This window comes from Burkholderia sp. WSM2230 (assembly GCF_000472445.1).
Classification (GTDB): domain Bacteria; phylum Pseudomonadota; class Gammaproteobacteria; order Burkholderiales; family Burkholderiaceae; genus Paraburkholderia.
The window spans coordinates 1-21,198 of the sequence record NZ_AXAJ01000018.1 but is presented as its reverse complement, the minus strand read 5'-3'; the positions used below and the strand labels follow the sequence as shown (position 1 = coordinate 21,198).

19 protein-coding genes are annotated in these 21,198 nt (G+C 63.3%); 8 read left to right on the top strand and 11 right to left on the bottom strand.

What is annotated here, in order from left to right; genetic code table 11:
* Positions 1–62: 62 nt before the first annotated feature.
* Both A3AC_RS0125580 and argF read right to left on the bottom strand, forming a co-directional pair.
* Positions 63–1,289: an argininosuccinate synthase gene (locus A3AC_RS0125580; protein ID WP_025602288.1), complete on the bottom strand. Its 1,227-nt coding sequence runs from the start codon at positions 1,287–1,289 to the stop codon at positions 63–65.
* 235 nt (positions 1,290–1,524) lie between these two features.
* On the bottom strand, positions 1,525–2,454 hold the full coding sequence (argF, locus tag A3AC_RS0125575) for an ornithine carbamoyltransferase (protein WP_025602287.1): 930 nt from the start codon (positions 2,452–2,454) through the stop codon (positions 1,525–1,527).
* A gap of 481 nt (positions 2,455–2,935) precedes the next feature.
* On the opposite strand from argF, the gene A3AC_RS0125570 reads away from it, so the two are divergent.
* Positions 2,936–3,283 carry a DUF3579 domain-containing protein gene (locus A3AC_RS0125570; RefSeq protein ID WP_013340323.1) on the top strand — a complete coding sequence of 116 codons (348 nt, stop codon included), beginning with the start codon at positions 2,936–2,938 and terminating at the stop codon, positions 3,281–3,283.
* 197 nt (positions 3,284–3,480) lie between these two features.
* Here A3AC_RS0125570 and rpsT read toward each other — a convergent pair whose 3' ends face one another.
* Entirely contained in the window at positions 3,481–3,759 is a 279-nt protein-coding gene (gene rpsT / locus A3AC_RS0125565) for a 30S ribosomal protein S20 (RefSeq protein WP_013340322.1), read from the bottom strand.
* A gap of 504 nt (positions 3,760–4,263) precedes the next feature.
* Between rpsT and murJ the strand changes: the two genes are divergently transcribed.
* Complete coding sequence (gene murJ / locus A3AC_RS0125560; RefSeq protein ID WP_025602286.1) at positions 4,264–5,814, top strand: murein biosynthesis integral membrane protein MurJ; 1,551 nt, start codon at positions 4,264–4,266, stop codon at positions 5,812–5,814.
* A 5-nt stretch (positions 5,815–5,819) separates the two neighbouring features.
* Positions 5,820–6,662 (top strand): SirB1 family protein, encoded by an 843-nt coding sequence (locus tag A3AC_RS0125555; protein WP_025602285.1) that lies wholly within the window; start codon positions 5,820–5,822, stop codon positions 6,660–6,662.
* Positions 6,663–6,792: 130 nt separating this feature from the next.
* Here the strand turns inward: A3AC_RS0125555 and A3AC_RS0125550 are convergent, their stop codons facing one another.
* The 5 genes from A3AC_RS0125550 to lpxK all read right to left on the bottom strand — a co-directional run bounded on the left by A3AC_RS0125550 (position 6,793) and on the right by lpxK (position 10,916).
* A complete protein-coding gene (locus tag A3AC_RS0125550) occupies positions 6,793–7,551 on the bottom strand; it encodes a 3-hydroxyacyl-CoA dehydrogenase (RefSeq protein WP_025602284.1) in 759 nt (252 codons plus the stop codon).
* 202 nt (positions 7,552–7,753) lie between these two features.
* Positions 7,754–8,419: an adenylate kinase gene (gene adk / locus A3AC_RS0125545; RefSeq protein ID WP_025602283.1), complete on the bottom strand. Its 666-nt coding sequence runs from the start codon at positions 8,417–8,419 to the stop codon at positions 7,754–7,756.
* A gap of 207 nt (positions 8,420–8,626) precedes the next feature.
* Complete coding sequence (kdsB, locus tag A3AC_RS0125540) at positions 8,627–9,427, bottom strand: 3-deoxy-manno-octulosonate cytidylyltransferase (protein ID WP_025602282.1); 801 nt, start codon at positions 9,425–9,427, stop codon at positions 8,627–8,629.
* Positions 9,428–9,715: 288 nt separating this feature from the next.
* Positions 9,716–9,919, bottom strand: coding sequence for a Trm112 family protein (locus tag A3AC_RS0125535; RefSeq protein ID WP_006050060.1), 204 nt, complete (start codon positions 9,917–9,919; stop codon positions 9,716–9,718).
* The gene (lpxK, locus tag A3AC_RS0125530; RefSeq protein WP_025602281.1) at positions 9,900–10,916 is read right to left on the bottom strand and encodes a tetraacyldisaccharide 4'-kinase; all 1,017 of its coding nucleotides are present in this window, start codon (positions 10,914–10,916) and stop codon (positions 9,900–9,902) included. The genes A3AC_RS0125535 and lpxK overlap by 20 nt, the downstream gene beginning before the upstream one ends.
* Before the next feature lie 592 nt (positions 10,917–11,508).
* Here lpxK and xseA point away from each other — a divergent pair.
* The 4 genes from xseA to A3AC_RS30810 all read left to right on the top strand — a co-directional run bounded on the left by xseA (position 11,509) and on the right by A3AC_RS30810 (position 15,550).
* Positions 11,509–12,888 (top strand): exodeoxyribonuclease VII large subunit, encoded by a 1,380-nt coding sequence (gene xseA / locus A3AC_RS0125525; RefSeq protein WP_025602280.1) that lies wholly within the window; start codon positions 11,509–11,511, stop codon positions 12,886–12,888.
* Positions 12,889–13,117: 229 nt separating this feature from the next.
* Positions 13,118–13,696 (top strand): superoxide dismutase [Fe], encoded by a 579-nt coding sequence (sodB, locus tag A3AC_RS0125520; RefSeq protein WP_015003605.1) that lies wholly within the window; start codon positions 13,118–13,120, stop codon positions 13,694–13,696.
* Positions 13,697–14,249: 553 nt separating this feature from the next.
* Positions 14,250–14,825 carry a glycine zipper family protein gene (locus tag A3AC_RS0125515; RefSeq protein ID WP_025602279.1) on the top strand — a complete coding sequence of 192 codons (576 nt, stop codon included), beginning with the start codon at positions 14,250–14,252 and terminating at the stop codon, positions 14,823–14,825.
* Positions 14,826–15,373: 548 nt separating this feature from the next.
* The gene (locus tag A3AC_RS30810) at positions 15,374–15,550 is read left to right on the top strand and encodes a hypothetical protein (RefSeq protein ID WP_198018036.1); all 177 of its coding nucleotides are present in this window, start codon (positions 15,374–15,376) and stop codon (positions 15,548–15,550) included.
* A gap of 211 nt (positions 15,551–15,761) precedes the next feature.
* Here the strand turns inward: A3AC_RS30810 and A3AC_RS0125500 are convergent, their stop codons facing one another.
* Together A3AC_RS0125500 and clpP are read right to left on the bottom strand one after the other, a co-directional pair.
* Positions 15,762–17,276 (bottom strand): NYN domain-containing protein, encoded by a 1,515-nt coding sequence (locus A3AC_RS0125500; RefSeq protein WP_025602277.1) that lies wholly within the window; start codon positions 17,274–17,276, stop codon positions 15,762–15,764.
* Positions 17,277–17,384: 108 nt separating this feature from the next.
* On the bottom strand, positions 17,385–18,044 hold the full coding sequence (gene clpP, locus A3AC_RS0125495; RefSeq protein WP_025602276.1) for an ATP-dependent Clp endopeptidase proteolytic subunit ClpP: 660 nt from the start codon (positions 18,042–18,044) through the stop codon (positions 17,385–17,387).
* 197 nt (positions 18,045–18,241) lie between these two features.
* Between clpP and A3AC_RS0125490 the strand changes: the two genes are divergently transcribed.
* Positions 18,242–19,459, top strand: a complete 1,218-nt coding sequence (locus A3AC_RS0125490; protein ID WP_025602275.1) for a sigma-70 family RNA polymerase sigma factor — start codon at positions 18,242–18,244, stop codon at positions 19,457–19,459.
* Here A3AC_RS0125490 and A3AC_RS0125485 read toward each other — a convergent pair.
* On the bottom strand, positions 19,415–20,689 hold the full coding sequence (locus tag A3AC_RS0125485) for an EAL domain-containing protein (protein ID WP_025602274.1): 1,275 nt from the start codon (positions 20,687–20,689) through the stop codon (positions 19,415–19,417). The two genes, A3AC_RS0125490 and A3AC_RS0125485, sit on opposite strands and share 45 nt — an antisense overlap.
* Between the last annotated feature and the right edge of the window lie 509 nt (positions 20,690–21,198).

Sequence of the window (21,198 nt, the reverse complement as noted above, 5' to 3'; positions counted from 1 at the left end):
GCCCCTTTGCGGGTTGCCACGCTGCCGCCCCTCTGCAGAACGGCGTTTCGCGCCGTTCCCGCTTAACCGCGCTGACGGCGCGCGTTCTCGGCGATCCGCATGCGCAGCGCGTTCAGCTTGATGAAGCCGCCGGCGTCGGCCTGGTTGTACGCGCCGCCGTCGTCGTCGAACGTGGCGATGGTCTTGTCGAACAGCGTTTCTTTCGAATCGCGGGCGACCACCGACACGCTGCCCTTGTACAGCTTCACGCGCACCCAGCCGTTGACCTTTTCCTGCGTGTGGTCGATCAGCACTTGCAGCGCGCGACGCTCCGGGCTCCACCAGTAGCCGTTATAAATCAGCGACGCGTAGCGGGCCATCAGGTCGTCCTTCAGGTGGGCGACTTCACGGTCGAGCGTGATCGACTCGATGCCGCGGTGCGCCTTCAGCATGATGGTGCCGCCCGGCGTTTCATAGCAGCCGCGCGACTTCATGCCGACGTAGCGGTTTTCCACCAGGTCCAGCCGCCCAATGCCATGCTTGCCGCCCAGACGGTTCAGTTCAGTCAGCATTTCCGCGGCCGACAGACGCTTGCCGTTCAGCGCAACCGGATCGCCGTGCTCGTATTCGATGTCGACATATTCGGCCTGATCCGGCGCCTGTTCCGGCGACACCGTCCAGCGCCACATGTCGGCTTCGGCTTCGGCTTTGGGGTCTTCAAGGTGACGGCCTTCGAACGAGATGTGCAGCAGATTCGCGTCCATCGAGTAGGGCGCGCCGCCTTGCTTGTGCTTCATTTCGATCGGAATGCCGGCTTTTTCCGCATACGCGAGCAGCTTTTCGCGCGACAGCAGGTCCCATTCACGCCACGGCGCGATCACCTTGATGCCCGGCTCGAGCGCGTAATAACCGAGCTCGAAACGAACCTGGTCGTTGCCCTTGCCGGTTGCGCCGTGCGACACAGCCTGCGCGCCAGTGGCGCGGGCAATCTCGATCTGGCGCTTGGCGATCAGCGGACGCGCGATCGACGTGCCCAGCAGGTACTCGCCTTCATAGATCGTGTTGGCGCGGAACATCGGGAACACGAAGTCGCGCACGAATTCTTCGCGCAGGTCTTCGATAAAGATGTTTTCCTGCTTGATGCCGAGTTGCAGTGCCTTTTTGCGCGCCGGTTCCAGCTCCTCGCCCTGGCCGATGTCGGCCGTGAACGTGACGACTTCGGCGTCGTAGTTGTCCTGCAACCACTTCAGGATGACGGAGGTGTCGAGGCCGCCCGAATAGGCGAGCACGACTTTCTTGATATCGCTCATGGTGAACTCGTAGCTGGAGAAAGCGGGAAAACAAGGCGCGCCGGCGGTTCCGGAGCGCGGAAAACAACTATTTTGACACTAAATCGACGCGTGGCCCGCGTTTTTGGGCTCTCCCGACCAGGTTTGCCGGGCGCCGGCGAAAGCGCGGCGGCTCGGTGCGTGGTGCGGGCGCGGGTGCCTTGCCGCGTAGTCAAGGCACCGCCTTGCTTCACGCAAATGCCGCTAAGCGCACGCCTCAGTGATTGAGCTTGCCGAGCAGCAGATATTCCATCAACGCCTTTTGCACATGCAGACGGTTTTCCGCCTCGTCCCACACGACGCTTTGCGGGCCGTCGATTACCTCAGCGCTGACCTCTTCGCCGCGATGGGCCGGCAGGCAGTGCATGAAGAGCGCATCCGCGTGGGCGCGCGACATCATGTCCGCGTCGACGCACCAGTCGGCAAAGGCTTTCTTGCGCGCTTCGTTTTCGGCTTCGAAGCCCATGCTGGTCCACACATCCGTGGTGACGAGGTCGGCGCCCGCGCAGGCTTCGTTCGGGTCGTCGAATTCCTCGTAGAACGGCGCGCTTTCCGCGGCGACGAGAGCGCGGTCAAGCTTGTAGCCCGGCGGCGTGGAGAGGCGCAGCTTGAAGCCGAGAATCTGTGCGGCTTCAATCCACGTATAGAGCATGTTGTTCGCGTCGCCGACCCAGGCCACCGTTTTGCCGCGGATCGGGCCGCGATGCTCGAAGTAGGTGAAGATGTCGGCCAGCACCTGGCACGGGTGATATTCGTTGGTCAGCCCGTTGATCACCGGCACGCGCGAATTTTCGGCGAAGCGCTGAATGATGTCCTGACCGAACGTGCGGATCATGATGATGTCGACCATGCGCGAGATGACCTGCGCTGCGTCTTCGATAGGTTCGCCACGGCCCAGTTGCGTGTCGCGCGTGCTCATGAAGACGGCGTGGCCGCCCAGCTGGAAAATGCCGGCTTCGAACGACAGGCGCGTGCGTGTCGAATTTTTTTCGAAGATCATGGCGAGCGTGCGGTCGTGCAGCGGGTGGTATGTCTCATAGCTCTTGAACTTGCGCTTCAGAATTCGCGCGCGCTCCAGCACGTACTCGTAGTCGTCTAGCGAGAAATCCTTGAACTGCAGATAGTGGCGAATTTTCTTGGCGGTCATGAAACAAATACGGCGGTCTCACCCGGCAGGATTGCCGGACGGCGCCGCCGTCGTTTTGTGGTAACTCAATGCAGCATAAAGGATTTCGCCTCGTTTGACGAGTCGGCCAAAAGGCCAGGAAAGCCTCTTGAAAGCCTCGCGAGGCTGTCGGAAGAAGCTTGTGTGCAGTGCGGAAAAAGGCTCGCTGCGCTATAATCTGCGGGTTATTCCAAGGCCCAGCAGGCCGGTGCTCCGCTCGTGAGGTATGTCGACGTAGGCACAGCGCGAGCGTCACGGGCACGCGTTGGAGTGAAAAAGCCGCGAACAATCGCGGCCAACCCGGCGGCCAACCCGCGGGGCCAACCGTCCTGCACGGTCTGCGGCGGCGCGGCTCTTCCCGATCGGTTCAAACGCGGGGCGCAGCGCGGGCACAACGTTTCGAAATCCGTTTTGCCGCTTGCTGTCGCCGTCATCCGCTGGGCAGTCACACAGGTATTTCTACATGGCCGAAGCAGCTCCAACCGAATACTTCATTCAGGGCATCACGTCGACGGGAAAAAGATTCCGGCCGAGCGACTGGTCGGAGCGTCTCGCAGGCGTAATGTCATCCTTCGGGCCGGGTGCGAGGAAGGGCCCGAACGCCTATATGCAGTACTCGCTATACGTCCGCCCAACCATGATCGGCGACCTCAAATGCGTGATTCTCGACTCGCGCCTGCGCGATATCGAACCCATGGCATTCGACTTCGTGATGAACTTTGCGAAAGACAATGACCTCGTGGTGACCGAGGCGTGCGAGCTCGAACTCGAGCATGCGCCGCCGCCGCAAACCAAGCGGCACATCATCTGAGGGGAGCCGCGCCGGCTCGCCGGAAAGCAAAAACCCGCGGCCGGCGGGTTTTTTTATGCGTGGGGCGGCGACCTGGCGGTCTTTGCCCCGGCACGGGAGATTCGCGGCAGATTCGCTGCAAACAAAAAAGCCCGCCAAAGCGGGCTTTCATGCGCAGCGGAAACAGGAGGTAGCCCGCCGAAGCGGGCCGACCGGAATTACTGTGCTGCGGACGCCTGCAGACCCTTGATGGCTGCGGCGAGGCGGCTCTTATGGCGAGCTGCCTTGTTCTTGTGAATGATTTTCTTGTCGGCAATGATGTCGATGGTCTTCGACGATGCCTGGAAGATTTCAGCGGCCTTGGCCTTGTCGCCGGCGTCGATCGCCTTGCGCACTGCCTTGATAGCCGTGCGGAACTTCGAGCGCAGTGCCGAGTTGTGCGAGTTTGCCTTGGCGGCCTGGCGGGCGCGCTTGCGTGCTTGTGCGGAGTTAGCCATGACGGTTCCTTATCCTGTTCCTGTTTCCAGTACCTGACCTTCAAGTGGTGAGGCGCTGCTTTTAGATCCGAACTCTTGGAAGCGATTGCCCAAGAGCGCAAAAGTGTCGAAAAACGATCGAACTACGCGAAGGCGGGCCGGTGTTTGCGGCGCCATGTTCCGGCGTATCCCAAGGACGTGGCGGGCAACTTCGTGCCAACCTCGGCCTCGTCCGGAAGCCGTCCGTGAACTGAGCGAGCTTCGAAACCGGCGATTATAGCAACAAAATCAGGGACGTGGCAACGGAAATGCGCTGCCGCGCTGGCACCCGCGGCAAAGCCGGCGCTCCGCGATTTCGCCGGCGCGGGCGCTGCGCGCCTCGCTAAACCCTCCCCGGCCGCGCGAGCCGCGCGCAATAAAAGTAGCGGAAATCGCCGCCCGCGCCGAACGTCTGCCGACTAAACCGGTCCGAATCGCTTCCTGGCTCGTCGTCCGCATTTGCGGCACCCGTATAATAAGCGCCCCATGAATCTATTCCGAGCCCTGCTGACGGTCAGCGGCTTCACGCTGTTGTCACGCGTGACCGGACTGGCCCGCGAAACGCTGATCGCCCGCGCGTTCGGCGCCAGTCAATACACTGACGCTTTCTACGTCGCGTTCCGCATTCCCAACCTGTTGCGCCGCATTTCCGCCGAAGGCGCGTTTTCGCAGGCCTTCGTGCCAATTCTCGCTGAATTCAAGAACCAGCAGGGGCACGACGCCACCAAGGCGCTGGTCGACGCGACCTCGACGGTGCTCGCGTGGGCGCTCGCGGTACTCTCGATCCTCGGCGTGCTGGGCGCGTCGGGCGTGGTGTTCGTAGTGGCCTCCGGCCTCGCTCATGAGGGCCAGGCCTACGCGCTCGCGGTCGCCATGACCCGCATCATGTTCCCGTACATCATCTTCATTTCGCTGACGTCGCTGGCGTCGGGCGTGCTGAACACGTACAAGAACTTCTCGTTGCCCGCCTTCGCGCCGGTCCTGCTGAATGTGGCATTCATTGTCGCGGCTGTGTTCGTGGCGCCGCGCATGCACACGCCGGTCTATGCGCTCGCGTGGGCGGTGATCGCCGGCGGCCTGTTGCAGTTCGTGGTGCAGCTGCCCGGTCTCAAGAAGATCGACATGGTGCCGCGCATCGGTATGAATCCGCTGCGCGCGCTCGCGCATCGCGGCGTGAAGCGTGTGCTCTGGAAGATGGTGCCGGCAATGTTCGCCGTCTCCGTCGCGCAGATCAGCCTCATCATCAACACGAATATCGCGTCGCGCATTGGGCCGGGCGCCGTGTCGTGGATCAACTACGCCGACCGGCTGATGGAATTTCCGACCGCGCTGCTCGGCGTCGCGCTCGGCACGATCCTGTTGCCGAGCCTTTCGAAGGCGCACGTCGACGCCGATCCGCACGAATATTCGTCGCTGCTCGACTGGGGCTTGCGCGTCACGTTTCTGCTGGCCGCGCCGAGCGCCGTCGCGCTGTTCTTTTTCGCAGAGCCGCTGACGGCCACGTTGTTCCACTACGGCAAGTTCGACGGCAACGCGGTCGTCATGGTTGCGCGCGCGCTTGCCGCCTACGGCGTCGGCCTGATCGGCCTGATTCTGATCAAGATTCTCGCGCCAGGCTTTTATGCGAAGCAGGACATCAAGACGCCCGTGAAAATCGGCATCGGCGTGCTGGTTCTCACGCAGTTGAGCAACTATGTGTTCGTGCCGATCTTCGCGCATGCGGGGCTTACGCTGAGCGTCGGGCTCGGCGCTTGCGGCAATGCGCTGCTGCTGTTCCTCGGACTGCGCAAGCGCGGCATCTACACGCCGTCGGGCGGCTGGCTCAAATTCTTCGTGCAGCTGCTCGGCGCGTGTCTTGTGCTCGCGGGCGCCATGCACTGGCTGTCGCAGAGCTTCGACTGGATCGGCATGCATGACCGGCCGATCGACCGCATCGCGCTGCTGGCTGCCTGCCTCGTACTGTTCGCCGCGCTATATTTCGGTATGCTTTGGCTCATGGGCTTCAAGTACGCGTATTTCAAAAGGCGAGTGAAGTGATGACGATGACGCGGGTTCTCGACTATTTCAGCACGCTCGTCGCCGAAGACGAGAGTTTGCCGCTGACCGAGGCGGCGCTCTCGCTCGCGCAGGACGCATACCCCGACCTCGACCTGCAAGGCACGCTGGCGGAGATCGACGAACTCGTCGTGCGCCTGCAGCGCCGCATGCCGGACGACGCCGACATTCGCCAGAAGGTCGGCATTCTGAACCGGTTCTTTTTCCGCGAATTGGGCTTCGCGAGCAATCTGAACGACTATTACGACCCCGACAACAGCCATCTGAACGCGGTGCTCAAGCGCCGCCGCGGCATCCCGATTTCGCTCGCCGTGCTGTATCTGGAGATGGCTGAGCAGATTGGCATTCCAGCGCGCGGCGTGTCGTTTCCGGGCCATTTCCTGTTGCGGGTCACCACGCCGGATGGCGACGTGATGCTCGACCCCACCAGCGGACATTCGCTGTCGGAGTCGGAAATGGTCGACATGCTGGAGCCGTATGTGGCGTCGGCTGGCGAGTCGGTGAGCAGGGCGTTGCGCATGCTGCTGCAGCCGGCCACGCGACGCGAAATCATTGCGCGTATGTTGCGCAATCTGAAGTCCACGTATCTGCAGACTGAGCGCTGGCAGCGTCTGCTTGCCGTGCAGCAGCGCCTTGTGATTCTGCTGCCCGACAGCATCGAAGAGATTCGCGACCGCGGTTTCGCTTACGCGCGTCTGGATTATCTGCGCCCGGCGCTAGAAGACCTGGAGCGTTATCTCGGCGAATGCCCGGACGCGGAAGACGCAACGGTCGTGGAGTCGCAGTTGCACGAGTTGCGCCAGCGCACGCAGCATAACGACGGCGACTAGCAATTCAGCGCTCGCGGCTTTCGGGCGCCTCAAAACAGAACGCCTGCACATGTTTCATGTGCAGGCGTTTTTTGTTCACGCGGCGGTGACGGGCTGCGCCGCCGGAAAACGGCGTCCAGCGCCTACGTTGCTACTTCGGCTGCATGCGGATCGCGCCGTCGAGGCGGATCACCTCGCCATTGAGCATTGGGTTGTCGAAAATCTGCTTCGCGAGCATCGCGTATTCGGCCGGTTTGCCGAGACGCGGCGGGAACGGCACCATGGCGCCGAGCGCGTCCTGCACCTCTTGCGGCATGCCGAGCAGCATCGGCGTTTCGAAGATGCCGGGCGCAATCGTCATCACGCGGATCGCGTTGCGCGACAGGTCGCGTGCGACAGGCAGCGTCATGCCGACCACGCCGCCTTTGGACGCCGCGTACGCTGCCTGACCAATCTGGCCGTCATACGCCGCCACCGAAGCCGTGTTGATGATCACGCCGCGCTCGTCATTTGCATTGGGCTCGTTCTTCGACATCGCGGCGGCCGCGAGGCGAATCATGTTGAACGTGCCGATCAGGTTGATTGAGATAGTGCGCGCGAACGTGTCGAGCGGATGCGGGCCGTCCTTGCCAACCGTCTTGGCGGCGGGCGCCACACCTGCGCAATTGACGAGACCGCGCAGCGTGCCCAGCTTCGTTGCGGCTTCGACGGCGCGCGTCGCGTCGTCTTCGCGGCTCACGTCGCACTTGACGAACACGCCGCCGAGTTCTTTGGCAAGCGCCTCGCCCGCGTCCTGGTTCAGATCGGCGAGCACCACCTTGCCGCCGTTCTCCGCGAGAAGACGCGCGGTGGCGGCTCCGAGGCCCGAGGCGCCGCCCGTGATCAGGAATGCGTTGTCACGAATCTCCATCTCTGCTCCTTTCGTTGATACGGTAAGTAACGTCCAGATCGAATAGCTTGTCGATCCTGGATGATCCCACATCGTCATCGCGCTAGAGCAAATTAAAACGACCGTACCGAATGCGATAAAAAAACCCGCCGGGAAGAGGGCGGGTTTCTTTCACTGTGTCTGACTGCAGCGAAGGCTGCGGCATCGGGTACTACCTCATGGATTACTTCAGCGCCTCGAACACGCGGTCGCGGATTTCCTCGACCGTGCCGAGACCCGAGATGCGGCGGTATTGCGGCGCCTTCAGCGGGGTGGTTTGGTCGCCGTTCTTCGCCCAGTTGTTGTAGTACTCGACCAACGGCTTGGTTTGCGCTTCATACACTTGCAAACGCTTCTTGACCGTTTCTTCCTTGTCGTCCTCGCGCTGGATCAGCGGCTCGCCGGTCACGTCGTCCAGACCCTCGACCTTCGGCGGGTTGAACTTCACGTGGTAGGTGCGGCCCGATGCGGCGTGCGAGCGGCGGCCGCTCATACGCACGATGATCTCGTCGAACGGCACGTCGATTTCCAGCACGTAGTCGATCGCGACGCCGGCCTGCTTCATCGCCTCGGCTTGCGGAATGGTGCGCGGAAAGCCGTCGAACAGATAGCCGTTTGCGCAGTCGGGCTGTTGCAGACGCTCTTTCACGAGGTTGATGATCAGCTCGTCGGTGACGAGCTCGCCCGCGTCCATGAAACGCTTGGCTTCGAGGCCGAGCGGCGTACCTGCCTTGACGGCCGCACGCAGCATGTCGCCGGTTGAAATTTGCGGAATCCCGAACTTTTCCTTGATGAAGTTTGCCTGAGTGCCCTTACCCGCGCCCGGTGCACCCAAAAGAATCAAACGCATGTGTATCTCCAGATCTATGTGAATTCTTGGTGGCACTGCAGCCATCCCACGAGGGGCGAGGGACCCGCGTTGACTGCCGCTTGCGTTTCGCGCTGCACGTCGACGACGGCGCTGCAGAAACACGTGCGGCACGACCGGGCAAACCCTGGTTCTCGCTGATAACAGGAGGCGCGCGCAAGCGTCCGATTATGCCATGGGTTTTTGCGCTCAAGACCCGAATAAAGCCCGCACGCGTGCGAGATCCGCGGGGGTGTCCACGCCCGGAAGCGGCATGTCGCGCGTGACGAGAACCGCGATCCGTTCGCCATGCCACATCGCGCGTAATTGCTCGAGTGCTTCGACCTGCTCGATCGGCGAGATCGCAAGATCGGGATAGCTGCGCAGGAACCTGGCCCGATACGCATACAAGCCGATATGCCGATGAACCACGGCCGGCGCGGGCGGCACCGGCATCGACGCGACGTCGGGCCAGTGGGGCTGGTAGGCGTCGCGCGCCCAGGGAATCGGCGCGCGCGAGAAGTAGAGCGCGACGCCGCGCGCATCGAGCACGACCTTGACCACGTTAGGGTTGAAGATCTCCGCGGCATCCGCGATGGGATGCGCGGCGGTGGCGATCGCGCAATTGCTCGCCGCCGCAAGGTGGGACGCGACGCCACGCACGAGAGACGGATCGATCAGCGGCTCATCGCCTTGCACGTTGACCACGATCGTTTCGTCGCTCCAGCCGAATTGCGACGCGACTTCCGCGAGACGGTCCGTGCCCGACGGATGATCGGCGCGCGTCAGCACCGCTTGGAAACCATGCTCGCGGGCGGCGTCGAGCACCGACTGCGCATCTGACGCGATCAACACCTGCTGTGCGCCCGACTCGCGTGCGCGCTCGGCGACCCGCACCACCATCGGCTTGCCGCCGATATCGGCGAGCGGCTTGTTGGGCAGGCGCGTCGACGCGAGGCGCGCCGGCACGACGGCAATGAATGGAGGCGTGGCGGTGTCGGTGTGGTTCATCGCAGAGATGAGTAGAAGGGTGAAGTTGTTGGTGCCGGGTAAGACGGCGCGCGCTAGAGGACGGCGGCAGCGCGTGAGCCCGCATTGGAATCTGCAACGGCGGCCAACGGTGGCCGGGCAGCGAGGGTGCGAATCTGGCCGTCAACCTCGCCGTCAACTCTCGCCGGCAAGGCTACCGGCAGCTAAAAGCCAGCCTGCCGCGCGGCCCCGCTTACAACACTAACGGGACGCCGCTAACTCCGCCGTCCGTGTGACGCACGGGATCTACGCCCGTGCGCGCACCGCGCTTCAGGCCACGGAGCCCGGATTCAGATCGACGGGCGTGCCTTCGACAGTCTGCCGCGCCTCGTCGACCAGCATGACGGGGATGCCGTCGCGGATCGGGTACGCGAGCTTGTCGGCGTTGCAGATGAGCTCCTGCGCGGAACGATCGTAGCTGAGCGGGCCCTTGCAGATCGGGCAGACGAGAATTTCAAGCAGGCGAGCGTCCACGGACTTTCTCCACAACTAATGCAATGAGGCGATGATCGAGCGCGGCTTCGACGGGAACAACCCAGATGCGCGCGTCGCGCCAGGACCCTAATTTTACCGCATCCTTTTCTGTGATCAGGATCGCGTCAGCGTCGGCGTCCGCAAAAGGATTGCGCTCGAACGCATAGTGATCGGGCAGCGCGCGCGTCTCGGGCGTCAGGCCGGCGGCGCGCAGCGTGGCGAAAAACCGCTCTGGCGCGCCGATGCCGGCGGCCGCCAGCACGCGCTCGCCGCGGAACTGCGCGAGCGGCCGGCGCAACGCGGGGTTTTCGAGGTGCCACGCGTCGGCCGGTGCGAGTTGCAGTGCGAACGTGTTCGGCCACGCAGGCAGCCTTTTAGCGTATGGGTCGTTGATCAGCGTGGCGTCGCGGCGGCGCGAGAGCGGCTCGCGCAACGGACCGGCCGGCAGCAGGAAACCGTTGCCGCCCAGCCGGTGATCGAACACCACCAGCTCCGCGTCGCGCGCGAGCCGGTAATGCTGCAGGCCGTCGTCGCTGACGATCACGTCGACGTCCTCGTGCGCCGCGCACAGCGCCTCGGCAGCCGCCACGCGGTCCGGGCACACCCACACCGGCGCACCGGTGCGGCGCGAGATCAGCAGCGGTTCGTCGCCGCCGACGTGGGCCGCCGACGCCGGTGTGACCGGCGTCGGCGTTTTCACGCGTGCGCCATAGCCGCGCGACACGACGCCGGGGCTGAAGCCCGCGCCGCGCAGCGCTTCGACGAGCGCAATCACGGTCGGCGTCTTGCCCGTGCCGCCGACGGTCACATTGCCCACCACTACGACAGGCACGCCCACGCGCACCGACTTCAGCCAGCCGAGCGAAAAGGCGGCGCGGCGCAAAGCGGCGATAGCGCCGAATACACAGGCGAGCGGCGTCAGGCACCAGGCGAGCGGTCCACGCTGCTGCCACTCGCGCGCTACGCGCGTTTCCAGACGATCGAAGATTCCGCTCATCGGCAAGCCGGGCGGGTGCGCGGCGCACTGCTCGCGGTTCGGCGCGGGGGCAGCGGCATGAAGGCGCCAGGGGTAATACGCGGGACAGGCATCAGCGCGATTCTCCGGACGGTCGAAAAATGAAGACAAGGGAAAGGGCGGCGGGGCGGGCAGTGTTGTTCGCGCCAGCGCCCAGCTGTGGGGATTGCTGCGGGCATTGTGCGGCCCCCGATGCGGCTATTCCCTTGCTGTCGAACCCGCCACTCTAGCGCGCACGCGTCGGTGGCCGCAAGTCGCGGACGCTGCGTCCTATGCCCGTGTGTCGCTGCCTGGTCCTTCGGCGGCCTGTGGATAACTTTGTGGAGAACCGGCCTGCCGCACCGCCGCCAAGGCCGTTGCAGGCGCATCGCCTCGGCGGTGAGTTCAGCGGCTTCCCGCTAAATTTCATATAAATCAAGGGGATGCTTATGTTTTACGTAGTTGAGGCAGGCGTGTGGCGGAATCTGTCTTGCCAGTCCCGCCATGTGGACACTTTTAACAATTTGCGCGTCGCGCTGGACGCGGATGGCCGGTCGGTCTATCGTCTGTCCGGCCAGCCATAACCAGTTCTCGCATGAATCCCGACAGTCCCTTTACCTCGTCGACGATGCCCGGCGGCGAAGTCGTCGTTCCCGTTTCCGCTCTGAACCGCGCGATCGGCAGCATGCTCGAACGCTCGTTTCCGCTTGTGTGGGTGGCGGGCGAAGTCTCGAACTTCACGCGTGCCGCGAGCGGTCACTGGTACTTCTCGATCAAGGACGCGCAGGCGCAAATGCGTTGCGTGATGTTCCGCGGCCGCGCGCAGTACGCCGAGTTCACGCCGAAAGAAGGCGACCGTATCGAAGTGCGGGCGCTCGTGACGATGTACGAGCCGCGCGGCGAACTGCAACTGAACGTCGAGGCCGTGCGGCGGACCGGCCAAGGTCGTCTTTACGAAGCGTTTTTGCGGCTGAAGGCGCAGCTCGAAGCCGAGGGCCTCTTTGCTGCTGAACGCAAGCGCGCGTTGCCGTCGCATCCGCGCGCGATTGGTATCGTCACGTCGTTGCAGGCAGCGGCGCTGCGGGATGTGCTGACGACGCTGTCGCGCCGCGCGCCGCACATTGCCGTGATCGTCTATCCCGCGCCGGTGCAAGGCGCGGGCGCGAGCGCGAAGCTGGCGGCGATGGTCGAGGCGGCCAGCGCGCGGCGCGAGGTCGACGTGTTGATCGTATGCCGTGGCGGCGGCTCGATTGAAGACCTTTGGGCCTTCAATGAAGAAGTGCTCGCGCGCGCCATTGCAGAGAGCGCGATTCCGGTCGTGAGCGGCGTCGGCCACGAAACCGATTTCACGATTGCCGATTTTGCCGCCGACGTGCGCGCTCCCACGCCCACCGGCGCGGCCGAACTGGTGAGCCCGCAGCGCGTGCTGCTGCTGCGCGAGCTCGATCATCGGCACGCCGCGCTCGCGCGCGGCTTCGGCCGGATGATGGAGCGGCGCGCGCAGCAACTGGACTGGCTCGCGCGCCGGCTTGTGTCGCCCGCCGAGCGTCTCGCGCGGCAACGCACGCATTTGCAGCAATTGAGCGCGCGGCTTGCGTCGGCGGGCGCACGGCCGGTGCGCGACGCCCGAGCGCGTTTTTCGCTGCTGCAGATGCGCTGGCAGCGCTGGCGTCCCGATCTCGCCGCGCATCAGGCGAGGCTTGGCGGTCTCGCGCAACGGCTCGATGCCGCCTTGTTGCGCCAGCACGAACGTCAGGTTGCGCGCATTGCCACGCTGTCGGCGCGGCTCGAAGTGCTGAGTCCGAAGCGCACACTCGAGCGCGGCTATGCTGCCGTGCTCGATGCGCAGACCGGTCGCGCGATGCGCTCGCCCTCGTCGCTGAAACCGGGACGCCGCCTGACCATGCACCTCGCGGAAGGCGCCGCCGACGTCGCTTTGTCCGACGTGCAGCCGCGTCTTGCCGACGGTTTGTGACATCGCATGAATGAGATTGCGCACAGCCGCGCGTGCGTACTTTTGACTGTGTGAGGCCGCGCGCAACTGTCGGACGCAAGCAGTAATTACGCGGTTATTACGGACCGTTCGCCGATGCCGGACATAAAGTCCGCTGGTTTGCGGGGTTATTCCAAGTCGCCTACAATCGAGTGCTCTGAAGCGTTATCCGCAGACTCCCCACAACAGATACAGACTGAAGGAAAGCACCATGGAACATACGCTCCCGCCGCTGCCGTTCGCGAAAAACGCACTCGCTCCGCACATGTCGGAAGAGACGCTCGAGTTTCACTACGGCAAGCATCACCAGACCTATGTGACTAACCTGAACAATCTGATCAAGGGCACGGAATTCGAGAACCTGTCGCTCGAAGAAATCGTGAAGAAGTCGTCGGGCGGCGTGTTCAATAACGCAGCTCAGGTGTGGAACCACACGTTCTTCTGGAACAGTCTGTCGCCGCAAGGTGGCGGCGCACCGACCGGCGCGCTGGCCGACGCGATCAACGCCAAGTGGGGCTCGTTCGACAAGTTCAAGGAAGAGTTCGCGAAGACCGCCATCGGCACGTTCGGCTCGGGCTGGGCATGGCTCGTGAAGAAGGCAGACGGTTCGCTCGACCTCGTGTCCACGAGCAACGCTGCGACGCCGCTCACCACGGACGCGAAAGCGCTGCTGACCATCGACGTGTGGGAGCACGCGTATTACATCGACTATCGCAATGCACGTCCGAAGTTTGTCGAGGCTTACTGGAACATCGTCAACTGGGAATTCGCGTCGAAGAATTTTGCGTGATTTGCTGGTGTAACTGACCCGGAAATCCAAACCAGGCGCTGCAATGTGGTTCGGAAACCGTGGTGGAAATGAAAGCCCTCCTGTGTGAGGGCTTTCTGTTTTGTGGGGTGCGGGCGGGGCGGAGCGATGTCGTAGGCGATGCGCCATCGCACCGTTGATAACCGATGTGCTTTGACCTCAGCAGCGACGTAGGTGCGATGCTCGGGTGCATGGCCATACTGAAGGTGCGCGTAACCGACGTTGGAATTACCCGAGTACAAGGAAGAGCCACTGCAAGGGGACTAACGTTTGTAGTTGAACATGGCCCCTCTCTTGGGAGCAATGTCGCGTGAGGGCTTCCCTGTCTCCAGCGCTGCCCCGGGCTCGCACGGGGTTCGCAGGCTTGAATAATTTTTGTCACCGTTCGTAACCGCGCTAGCTGGCCACCCGCAAGGCTCGGGCGGTCGGCGCGGGTTTGCGTGTTGATGCAAAACATACGGTAACCATGCGGTAAACATGTCGTGCGCGGATTGGCATAACGTATGTTTTCTCATCTTCTGCTATTCGCGCCATCATGATTTCGAGTCTCAAACCGGTACGCGTCGCGCTGCCTCTCGGCGCGCTGGCGCTCGCGCTGCTGGGCGGCTGTGCCGTGGTGCCGCCGAGCGGTCCTTCGGTGGTGGCCATGCCGCGCAGCGGCGAGCCACTCAGTCAATTCCAGCAAGACGATTACGCTTGCCGCGACTATGCGTTCCGTTCGTCCGATCCAGCCGGTGCTTCGCAGAGCGCAACCACGAACAGCGTCAACAGTGCAGCGGTGGGCACGTTGGGCGGGGCGGCCGTCGGCGCGCTCCTCGGGGCGGCGGCCGGCAATGCCGGAGCGGGCGCCGCAATCGGCGCCGGCAGCGGTTTGCTTGTTGGCGGCGCGGCTGGCGCGAACGGCGCGCAGTACTCGGCGAACGGCCTGCAGGCACGATATGACGCGGCATACGCGCAGTGCATGACTTCGAAGGGCAATACGATCGCGCAGCCGCAGGCGCCGGTTTATGTGCCGCAACCGGTCTATGCGCCGCCGCCCGTCTATGTTGCGCCGCGGCCGCGCTATTACGGCCCGCCGCCGGTTATTTACGCGCCTTACCCGTACTACTGAGCCGCTCATGCTCTGACATGACGATAGGTCATGTCAGAGCGCCTCGCGTTCGCCTAGCGCCGCGCGGTCGGGCGCACGTCGGCTTGGCCGAGACTGGCGAGACCATGGCGACATTCAAATGCGCAAACGGCGTTCGGTCAATTGCCGCGAGGACGATGAATGTGATTAGCCATTGAGAGACGCGCGTGGCGCGCCTGTCCGCGGCACGCGACGTGATCCGACCACGCGCAGCCTTCGTCTTTGCGGAGCTGACCGTCGCATCGTTCGAAAGACGAGGCGAACATGCGCATCTCGCAAGGTGGCGGTGATAGGGCATGGGCCGGGGCGTGCGTCCGTGCGTGCACCTTGGCAGCGTTGCTTGCTGCTGCGTGGGCTTTCGCTTCTGCGGCGGCGGTTCGGGCGGTCCACAGGAAGCGTCGTCCACATCGTTGGGCGCAGGGGCGGGCGCTGGTGGCGCAGGCGCGAGCGCCGACAGCGGCGGGTCCAGCGCGGGAAGCGGGTTGGGGGGCACGACGCCGGCCCCGTCTGCCTATGCCACGGACGTGCTGATGCATCACAACGATTTCGCGCGCACGGGCCAGATGTTGGGCGGGACGACGCTCACGCCCAATCAATGTCAACCCTCGAGCTTCGGCAAAGTCGCGTTTCTTGCGGCGGACGGCAAAGTGGATGCACAACCGCTTTTCGTGGCAGCGTTGCCTTTTCGTGACAGCGTTGCCGATTGACGGCACGCCGCACGACGTGGTCTACGTCGCCAGTGAGCACAATAGTGTCTATGCCTACGACGCCGCGAGCTTCGCGCGGTTGCGGCACGTGACGCCGAACCGCAGCGGCGAAACGCTCAGCGACGACCGCGGATGCGGGACTTCACCCCTGAGATCGGCGGGCAGGCGGCGTGCCGTCGGGTTTGCCGCCGAGCCCGCTCCCACGCATGGTCTATTCAGTGTCGTTGTCTCCCTTTGTCTTGCGCGGCTGGCGATTGCGCGTGGACGCTGTCTTACGCGCGGCATTTTTTCGTGCTGCGGGCTTTTCCTCCATGGTCGTTGGAGGTTGCGTTCCGGACGGTGTGGCCTGCGCAGTGTCATCTGCACTTGATGCTGCCGACTTTCGGCTCTTCTTCGCGGCTGCCTGACGTGGTTCCCGCTGCTTGCGACGCTTTGGTTCCGTTGCGTCGGCGCGCGGGGAGTCGCTGATTTCGGCCAGGTCAGCGGGGCCGGCTACATGCCCAGGCTCTGCCGTAGGCGGTTGCGGCAACGCGGATGAGGTGACCTCGGGTGTCGGCGCGTGCGCATGCATCGCTCCGGGCTGTTCGCTCGCGGCCTCTTGGGCCGTTTGATGTGCTACTTCACGCGCGGCTTCGTGGGTTCCTTCACGCGCTGCGTCACGGGCTGCTTCAGGCGCGCCGCCGCGGGCGGCTTGCTGACTCGCGCCTCGCTTGGGATCGCCGCGTCCCCGACGCCGAGAGTCCTGTTTGCTGCCTGTCTCCGTGTGCACCATTCCGGCGGTATGCAATGCGTCAAGCTGTCCTGCTTCCTCCGCAATATCGACAGGCGCGCCCGCAGGTTCTCCTGTTTGCTCGGCCCCCGATTCGCCCACATTCTCTCCGACCACGTTCGAGGCGGTACTACGATACACGTACGCCCCTGACTTTTCGTCGCGGCCGAATTCCAGCAGTCCGCGGGCGTGTGCCTCTTCGAGCAGATTGCCAAACGCGCGAAAGCCATAATATGTTTCGTTGAAATCAGGCTTGCGCCGCTTGATCGCATTCTTCAATACCGAGGCCCAGATCTTTCCGCTGTCGCCGCGTTCGGAAGCAAGCGCGTCGAATGTCTGCACCGCGATCTCGATGGCCTTCGTGCGGCGCTTTTCGAGGTCTTCCTTGTTGCGGCTTTTCTCTTCGTCTTGCGATGCTTTGGCTGTCGGCTGAGCGTTCTTCTGGCGTGACGATTCCCTTTTCGCGACGGCGCGCTGACTCTCGCGCACGAGGTCGTCGTAAAAAAAGAACTCGTCGCAGTTCGCGATCAGCAGGTCGGACGTGGACTGCTGGACGCCGACGCCGATCACCTGCTTCGCGTTTTCGCGCAATTTGGATACAAGGGGCGAAAAGTCGGAATCGCCGCTGATGATCACAAACGTATTGACGTGCGACTTCGTGTAGCAAAGGTCGAGCGCGTCCACGACAAGCCGGATGTCCGCCGAATTCTTGCCCGATTGACGCACATGCGGAATCTCGATCAATTCGAAGTTGGCCTCATGCATGGCACCCTTGAAACTTTTATAGCGGTCCCAGTCGCAGTACGCTTTCTTGACGACAATGCTGCCCTTGAGCAACAGACGCTCGAGCACCAGCTTGATATCGAACTTGTCGTACTTCGCGTCACGCACGCCCAGCGCGACATTCTCGAAGTCGCAAAATAGCGCCATGCTGACGGTTTCGTTGGATGACGCCATATGAATCTCCATTGAAGCGCTCGTCGGAATCGACGAATCGCGACCATGATAGCGATTCCAGCCAACCGGATCAGCTTTTGCCCCGGCAACGCAGCGAACCTTGCCGCGCTACACGTCATGGTGCCTGCCTGAGGCGACCGAAGATGAGCTTAATGCCGTACGCGTTTCCAGTACCTCGTCCACGAGGCCGTATGTTTTTGCCGCGACTGCGGACATGAAATTGTCTCGGTCGGTGTCGCGCGCGATTTCTTCCATGCTGCGCCCTGTCCGTTCGGCCATCATCGTGTTGAGGCGTTCGCGCAAGTAGAGCACTTCCTTTGCCTGAATGTCGATGTCGGCTGCCGTGCCCTGGCCGCCGCCCGAAGGCTGGTGAATCATGATGCGTGCATTGGGCAATGCATACCGCTTGCCCGGTTGGCCGGCGCATAGCAGGAACGTGCCCATGCTCGCAGCAAAGCCGGTGCATAAGGTGGATACCTCCGGCTTGATGAACTGCATGGTGTCGTAAATGGCGAGCCCGTCGTACACGGAGCCGCCCGGCGAATTGATATAAAACGAAATGTCCTTGTCCGGGTTCTCCGACTCCAGAAACAGTAATTGCGCCACAATGAGACTGGCCGATTGCTCGTTCACCGGCCCGACCAGAAATACGATGCGCTCGCGCAGCAAGCGCGAATAAATGTCGTAGGCGCGTTCGCCGCGGCCGGACTGCTCGATTACGGTTGGCACGAGGCCGAGGCCTGTAACCGGGGGGTAGCTGGATTGCATGTTTGCCTCGTTGAAGTGGGCTGCTGTCCGTATGACGCTCCGGCTGTCGGCAGCGTGACACGAATTTTTTTCGCGCGCCTGTCACGCGGCGGCCCGCCCAACCGTCAAGCTGCAATGGATGCCTTTGCGGCGCGCCGTCGAAGAATCCCGTAGGCGGCGCACGCGCTTTTCACCACGCACGATCTGGAGGTCCACGCATGAAAGAACATGAAATCGACAAGGCATCCAGCTTCGGGGCGGTGCGCGCCCGTCTGCTCGCGTTGGCCTATCGCATGCTCGGCAGCCGCGCGGAGGCGGAGGACATCGTGCAGGACGTCTGGCTGAAGTGGCACCTTGCCGATACGCATGATGTGCAGACGCCGGCCGCCTGGCTCACCACGCTGACCACGCGCACGGCGATCGACCGTCTGAGAAATGTGCAGCGCGAGCGCGAGTCTCAGGCCACCGGCTGGCTGCCGGAGCCGTGGCTCGACGAATTCGCGCCATCAGCTGAAGAACTTGCCTTGCGTGCTGCTGAAATGTCCTATGGCGTGATGCTGTTGCTTGATCGTCTCAAGCCCGACGAGCGCGCGGCGTTCGTGCTGCACGAAGCGTTTGATTGTGACTACGCGGAAATCGGCAAGATCCTGGAACGACCGCCAGCCAGTTGCCGACAGATCGTCCATCGGGCGAGGGCGCGCTTGCAGCGCGCGGGTGCACCGCTGCAGCGGCGCGATCCTGAGGCGCACGCGCAGATCGTCGAGCGTTTGCGCAACGCGCTACAGGCGCAAGACAGGTCCAGCTTGCTCGAACTGTTTAGCGATGCGCCAGAAGTCGTCAGCGACGAGCCGGTGCGCGGACCGCTTGACACGGTAGCGTGTTCATCCGGAACTGTGCCTGCCTATGTGGGAACACACGCGCATGGTGCGCCGACAAAGGCACTCGCCGAAGCCGGGGCCAGCGTATCAGAGCTGGCATTTCACGATTGGATGGAAAAGGTGACCTCGCTCGCATGTCAGGCGAGGCAGGCGGAACTGGTGTCGGTGGACGGAATGCTGTCTATTGCGCTGCTTATCGAAGGCGAGGTCGTCGCCTTGATCGACGTTTCCACAGGAGGCTCGGACGAAGGGCTGACCAGTGGGACGACACGCGGCGCGATGAGGGGCCCGGCCAGCGGCACGACAAAGCGCATCACAGGCGACGCGACAAGCGGCATAACAAGCCGCACAGCGCACGATCAAGGACCGCTCTACGGCCATACCCATGGCGTCGCGAAAATCGTTTCGTTGCGCTGGGTCACGAGCGCTTCGCGGTTGCAGGCCGCCAACCGCCTGCTCGGCCGCAACGCCGTCACCGAACTGCTGGCGCGAATCCAGCAGCGCTCGCTGGATTCAATTGCGATGGGCCGCGACTTCCCAGTTGATGTCTACGCATAGCACCTGGGTGCCGCCCGGCGTATGCGCGGCGATCGAGGCAGTCACGCACAAGTGCGCTTCATTTATCGAGAGATAAGGAGGGGTGAGATGCACTCGGCCCGGCGCCCGCATCGCCTGAATGAAATATGGGCGGCGCTCCCAGCTTGCGCCTTCCGAATGCAACAGCGGACGGAAGCGCTTGGCGCGCTGCGAGGCGCGTCCAGGAGGCAACACGTTGTCGCCAATCTGCCGTCCGGAACCATCTAGAATGAAGCAGCGTGCCGTTTCGCCGAGTTTGAGCAGCGGGGCAGTCGCTTCGGCAGCAGACTGTCCGGCAACAAGTTGCGCTGCCGCTGTTTCCAGCGCGGTGACGTACGGTGCGAGCCGCGTGGCCTGCGCGCGTTCGCGCGCGGCCACGCGCTCGCGCAACGCCGCGGAAAGCGAGTCCATCAGGCCGGCTGCGGTTTGCGGTTTAACCGGTTCAACGCTCGGGCCGGCAAAAAACGCGCCCTGCACGAAGTCGACGTTGCATTCCAGTGCGATCAGGGCGTCACGTTCGGTAGTCAGGCCGCCCATCAGGACCAATTGGCCGGATTCATGCAACAGCGAAACCAGGCCGGGCAGAACGCGTTCGATGTGCGAATGCTCGCTCGCCTGTGCGAGGATGCAGCGGTCGAGCGTGACGATATCCGGGCGCAGGTTCCATACGCGGTCAATGTTCGAGTGCTTGGCGCCGAAGCCATCCAGCGCGATGAGGAAGCCCGACTTGCGCAGCGCGTCGATGATCTCTGCGAAACGGGTCGTTTCACCGCCCGCCTGTTCAGACACTTCGAGCACTACGCGCTGTGGAGGCAAGCCCAGTGCCTTCAGCCCGGCCAGCAGTGCGTCGCCGTAGCTGGTGTCCATCAGCGCGGCCGGATGAAGGCTAAGAAACAGCCATTCGTCGTGACTGTCGAACGCGTTGAAGTTGCCAAGGTGGAGCGACTCCGCCAGCCGGCCGAGTTCCAACAGGTCGCCGCGGCGCGCTGCCTGCGTGAAGACCTCGTGCGAGGGAACTTGCAGGGCATGTTCGTCGTGCGCGCGCAGCGAGGCGTGATAGCCAATCGCGCGCCGGTGCGACACCGAGAACACTGGCTGGAATACGCTGAAGACGGTGTAGCCGCCGTAGAGAACGGTGCGCCGGGAGCCCTCGTCGCCGGCCATCGGGCGGGGAGGCTGAAAGCCGGGAGGATCGAGTTCGATCATGCTCATCATGTCAGTCGTGTGGGGTGGCGGCGAGACTGCGTGCTAGTTGCGCAACCTCAATGCGCGATACGTCAGTTTACAGGATAGCGGAGCAAGATTTATGCGCATGCGGCTATGCTCACTGCGCGTGCGGTTGACGCTTGAGTCGCTTAAGAGTGAGCGTCAACGCGACGTGTGCACGCGCAATCCGCACTTTGCTGGTGCGGGCCGCGCCCTGTTGCGGATCGAAATTGACGGGGGCACCTTGCGTGGAATCGGGCCAGGCGTTGGCCATTCCCCATGTGGACCGGCAACTGCTGTCGTAAAACTCATGTCCCGGATGCTGACCAGACGTCCGGCCTAGCCAAGACTTCGGCCCAACGCTGCTGACCAGTGACACGACGCAGCCAAGACTTCGGCCCGTAGCCCTGAGCAGTGGTTTGACGTAGTCAAAGCCTCGGCCCCCGGAAACCTCGCGCTCCAACCCTCCCACGCCCCAAAACCCCACGCCCCAAAACCCCACGCCCCAAAACCCC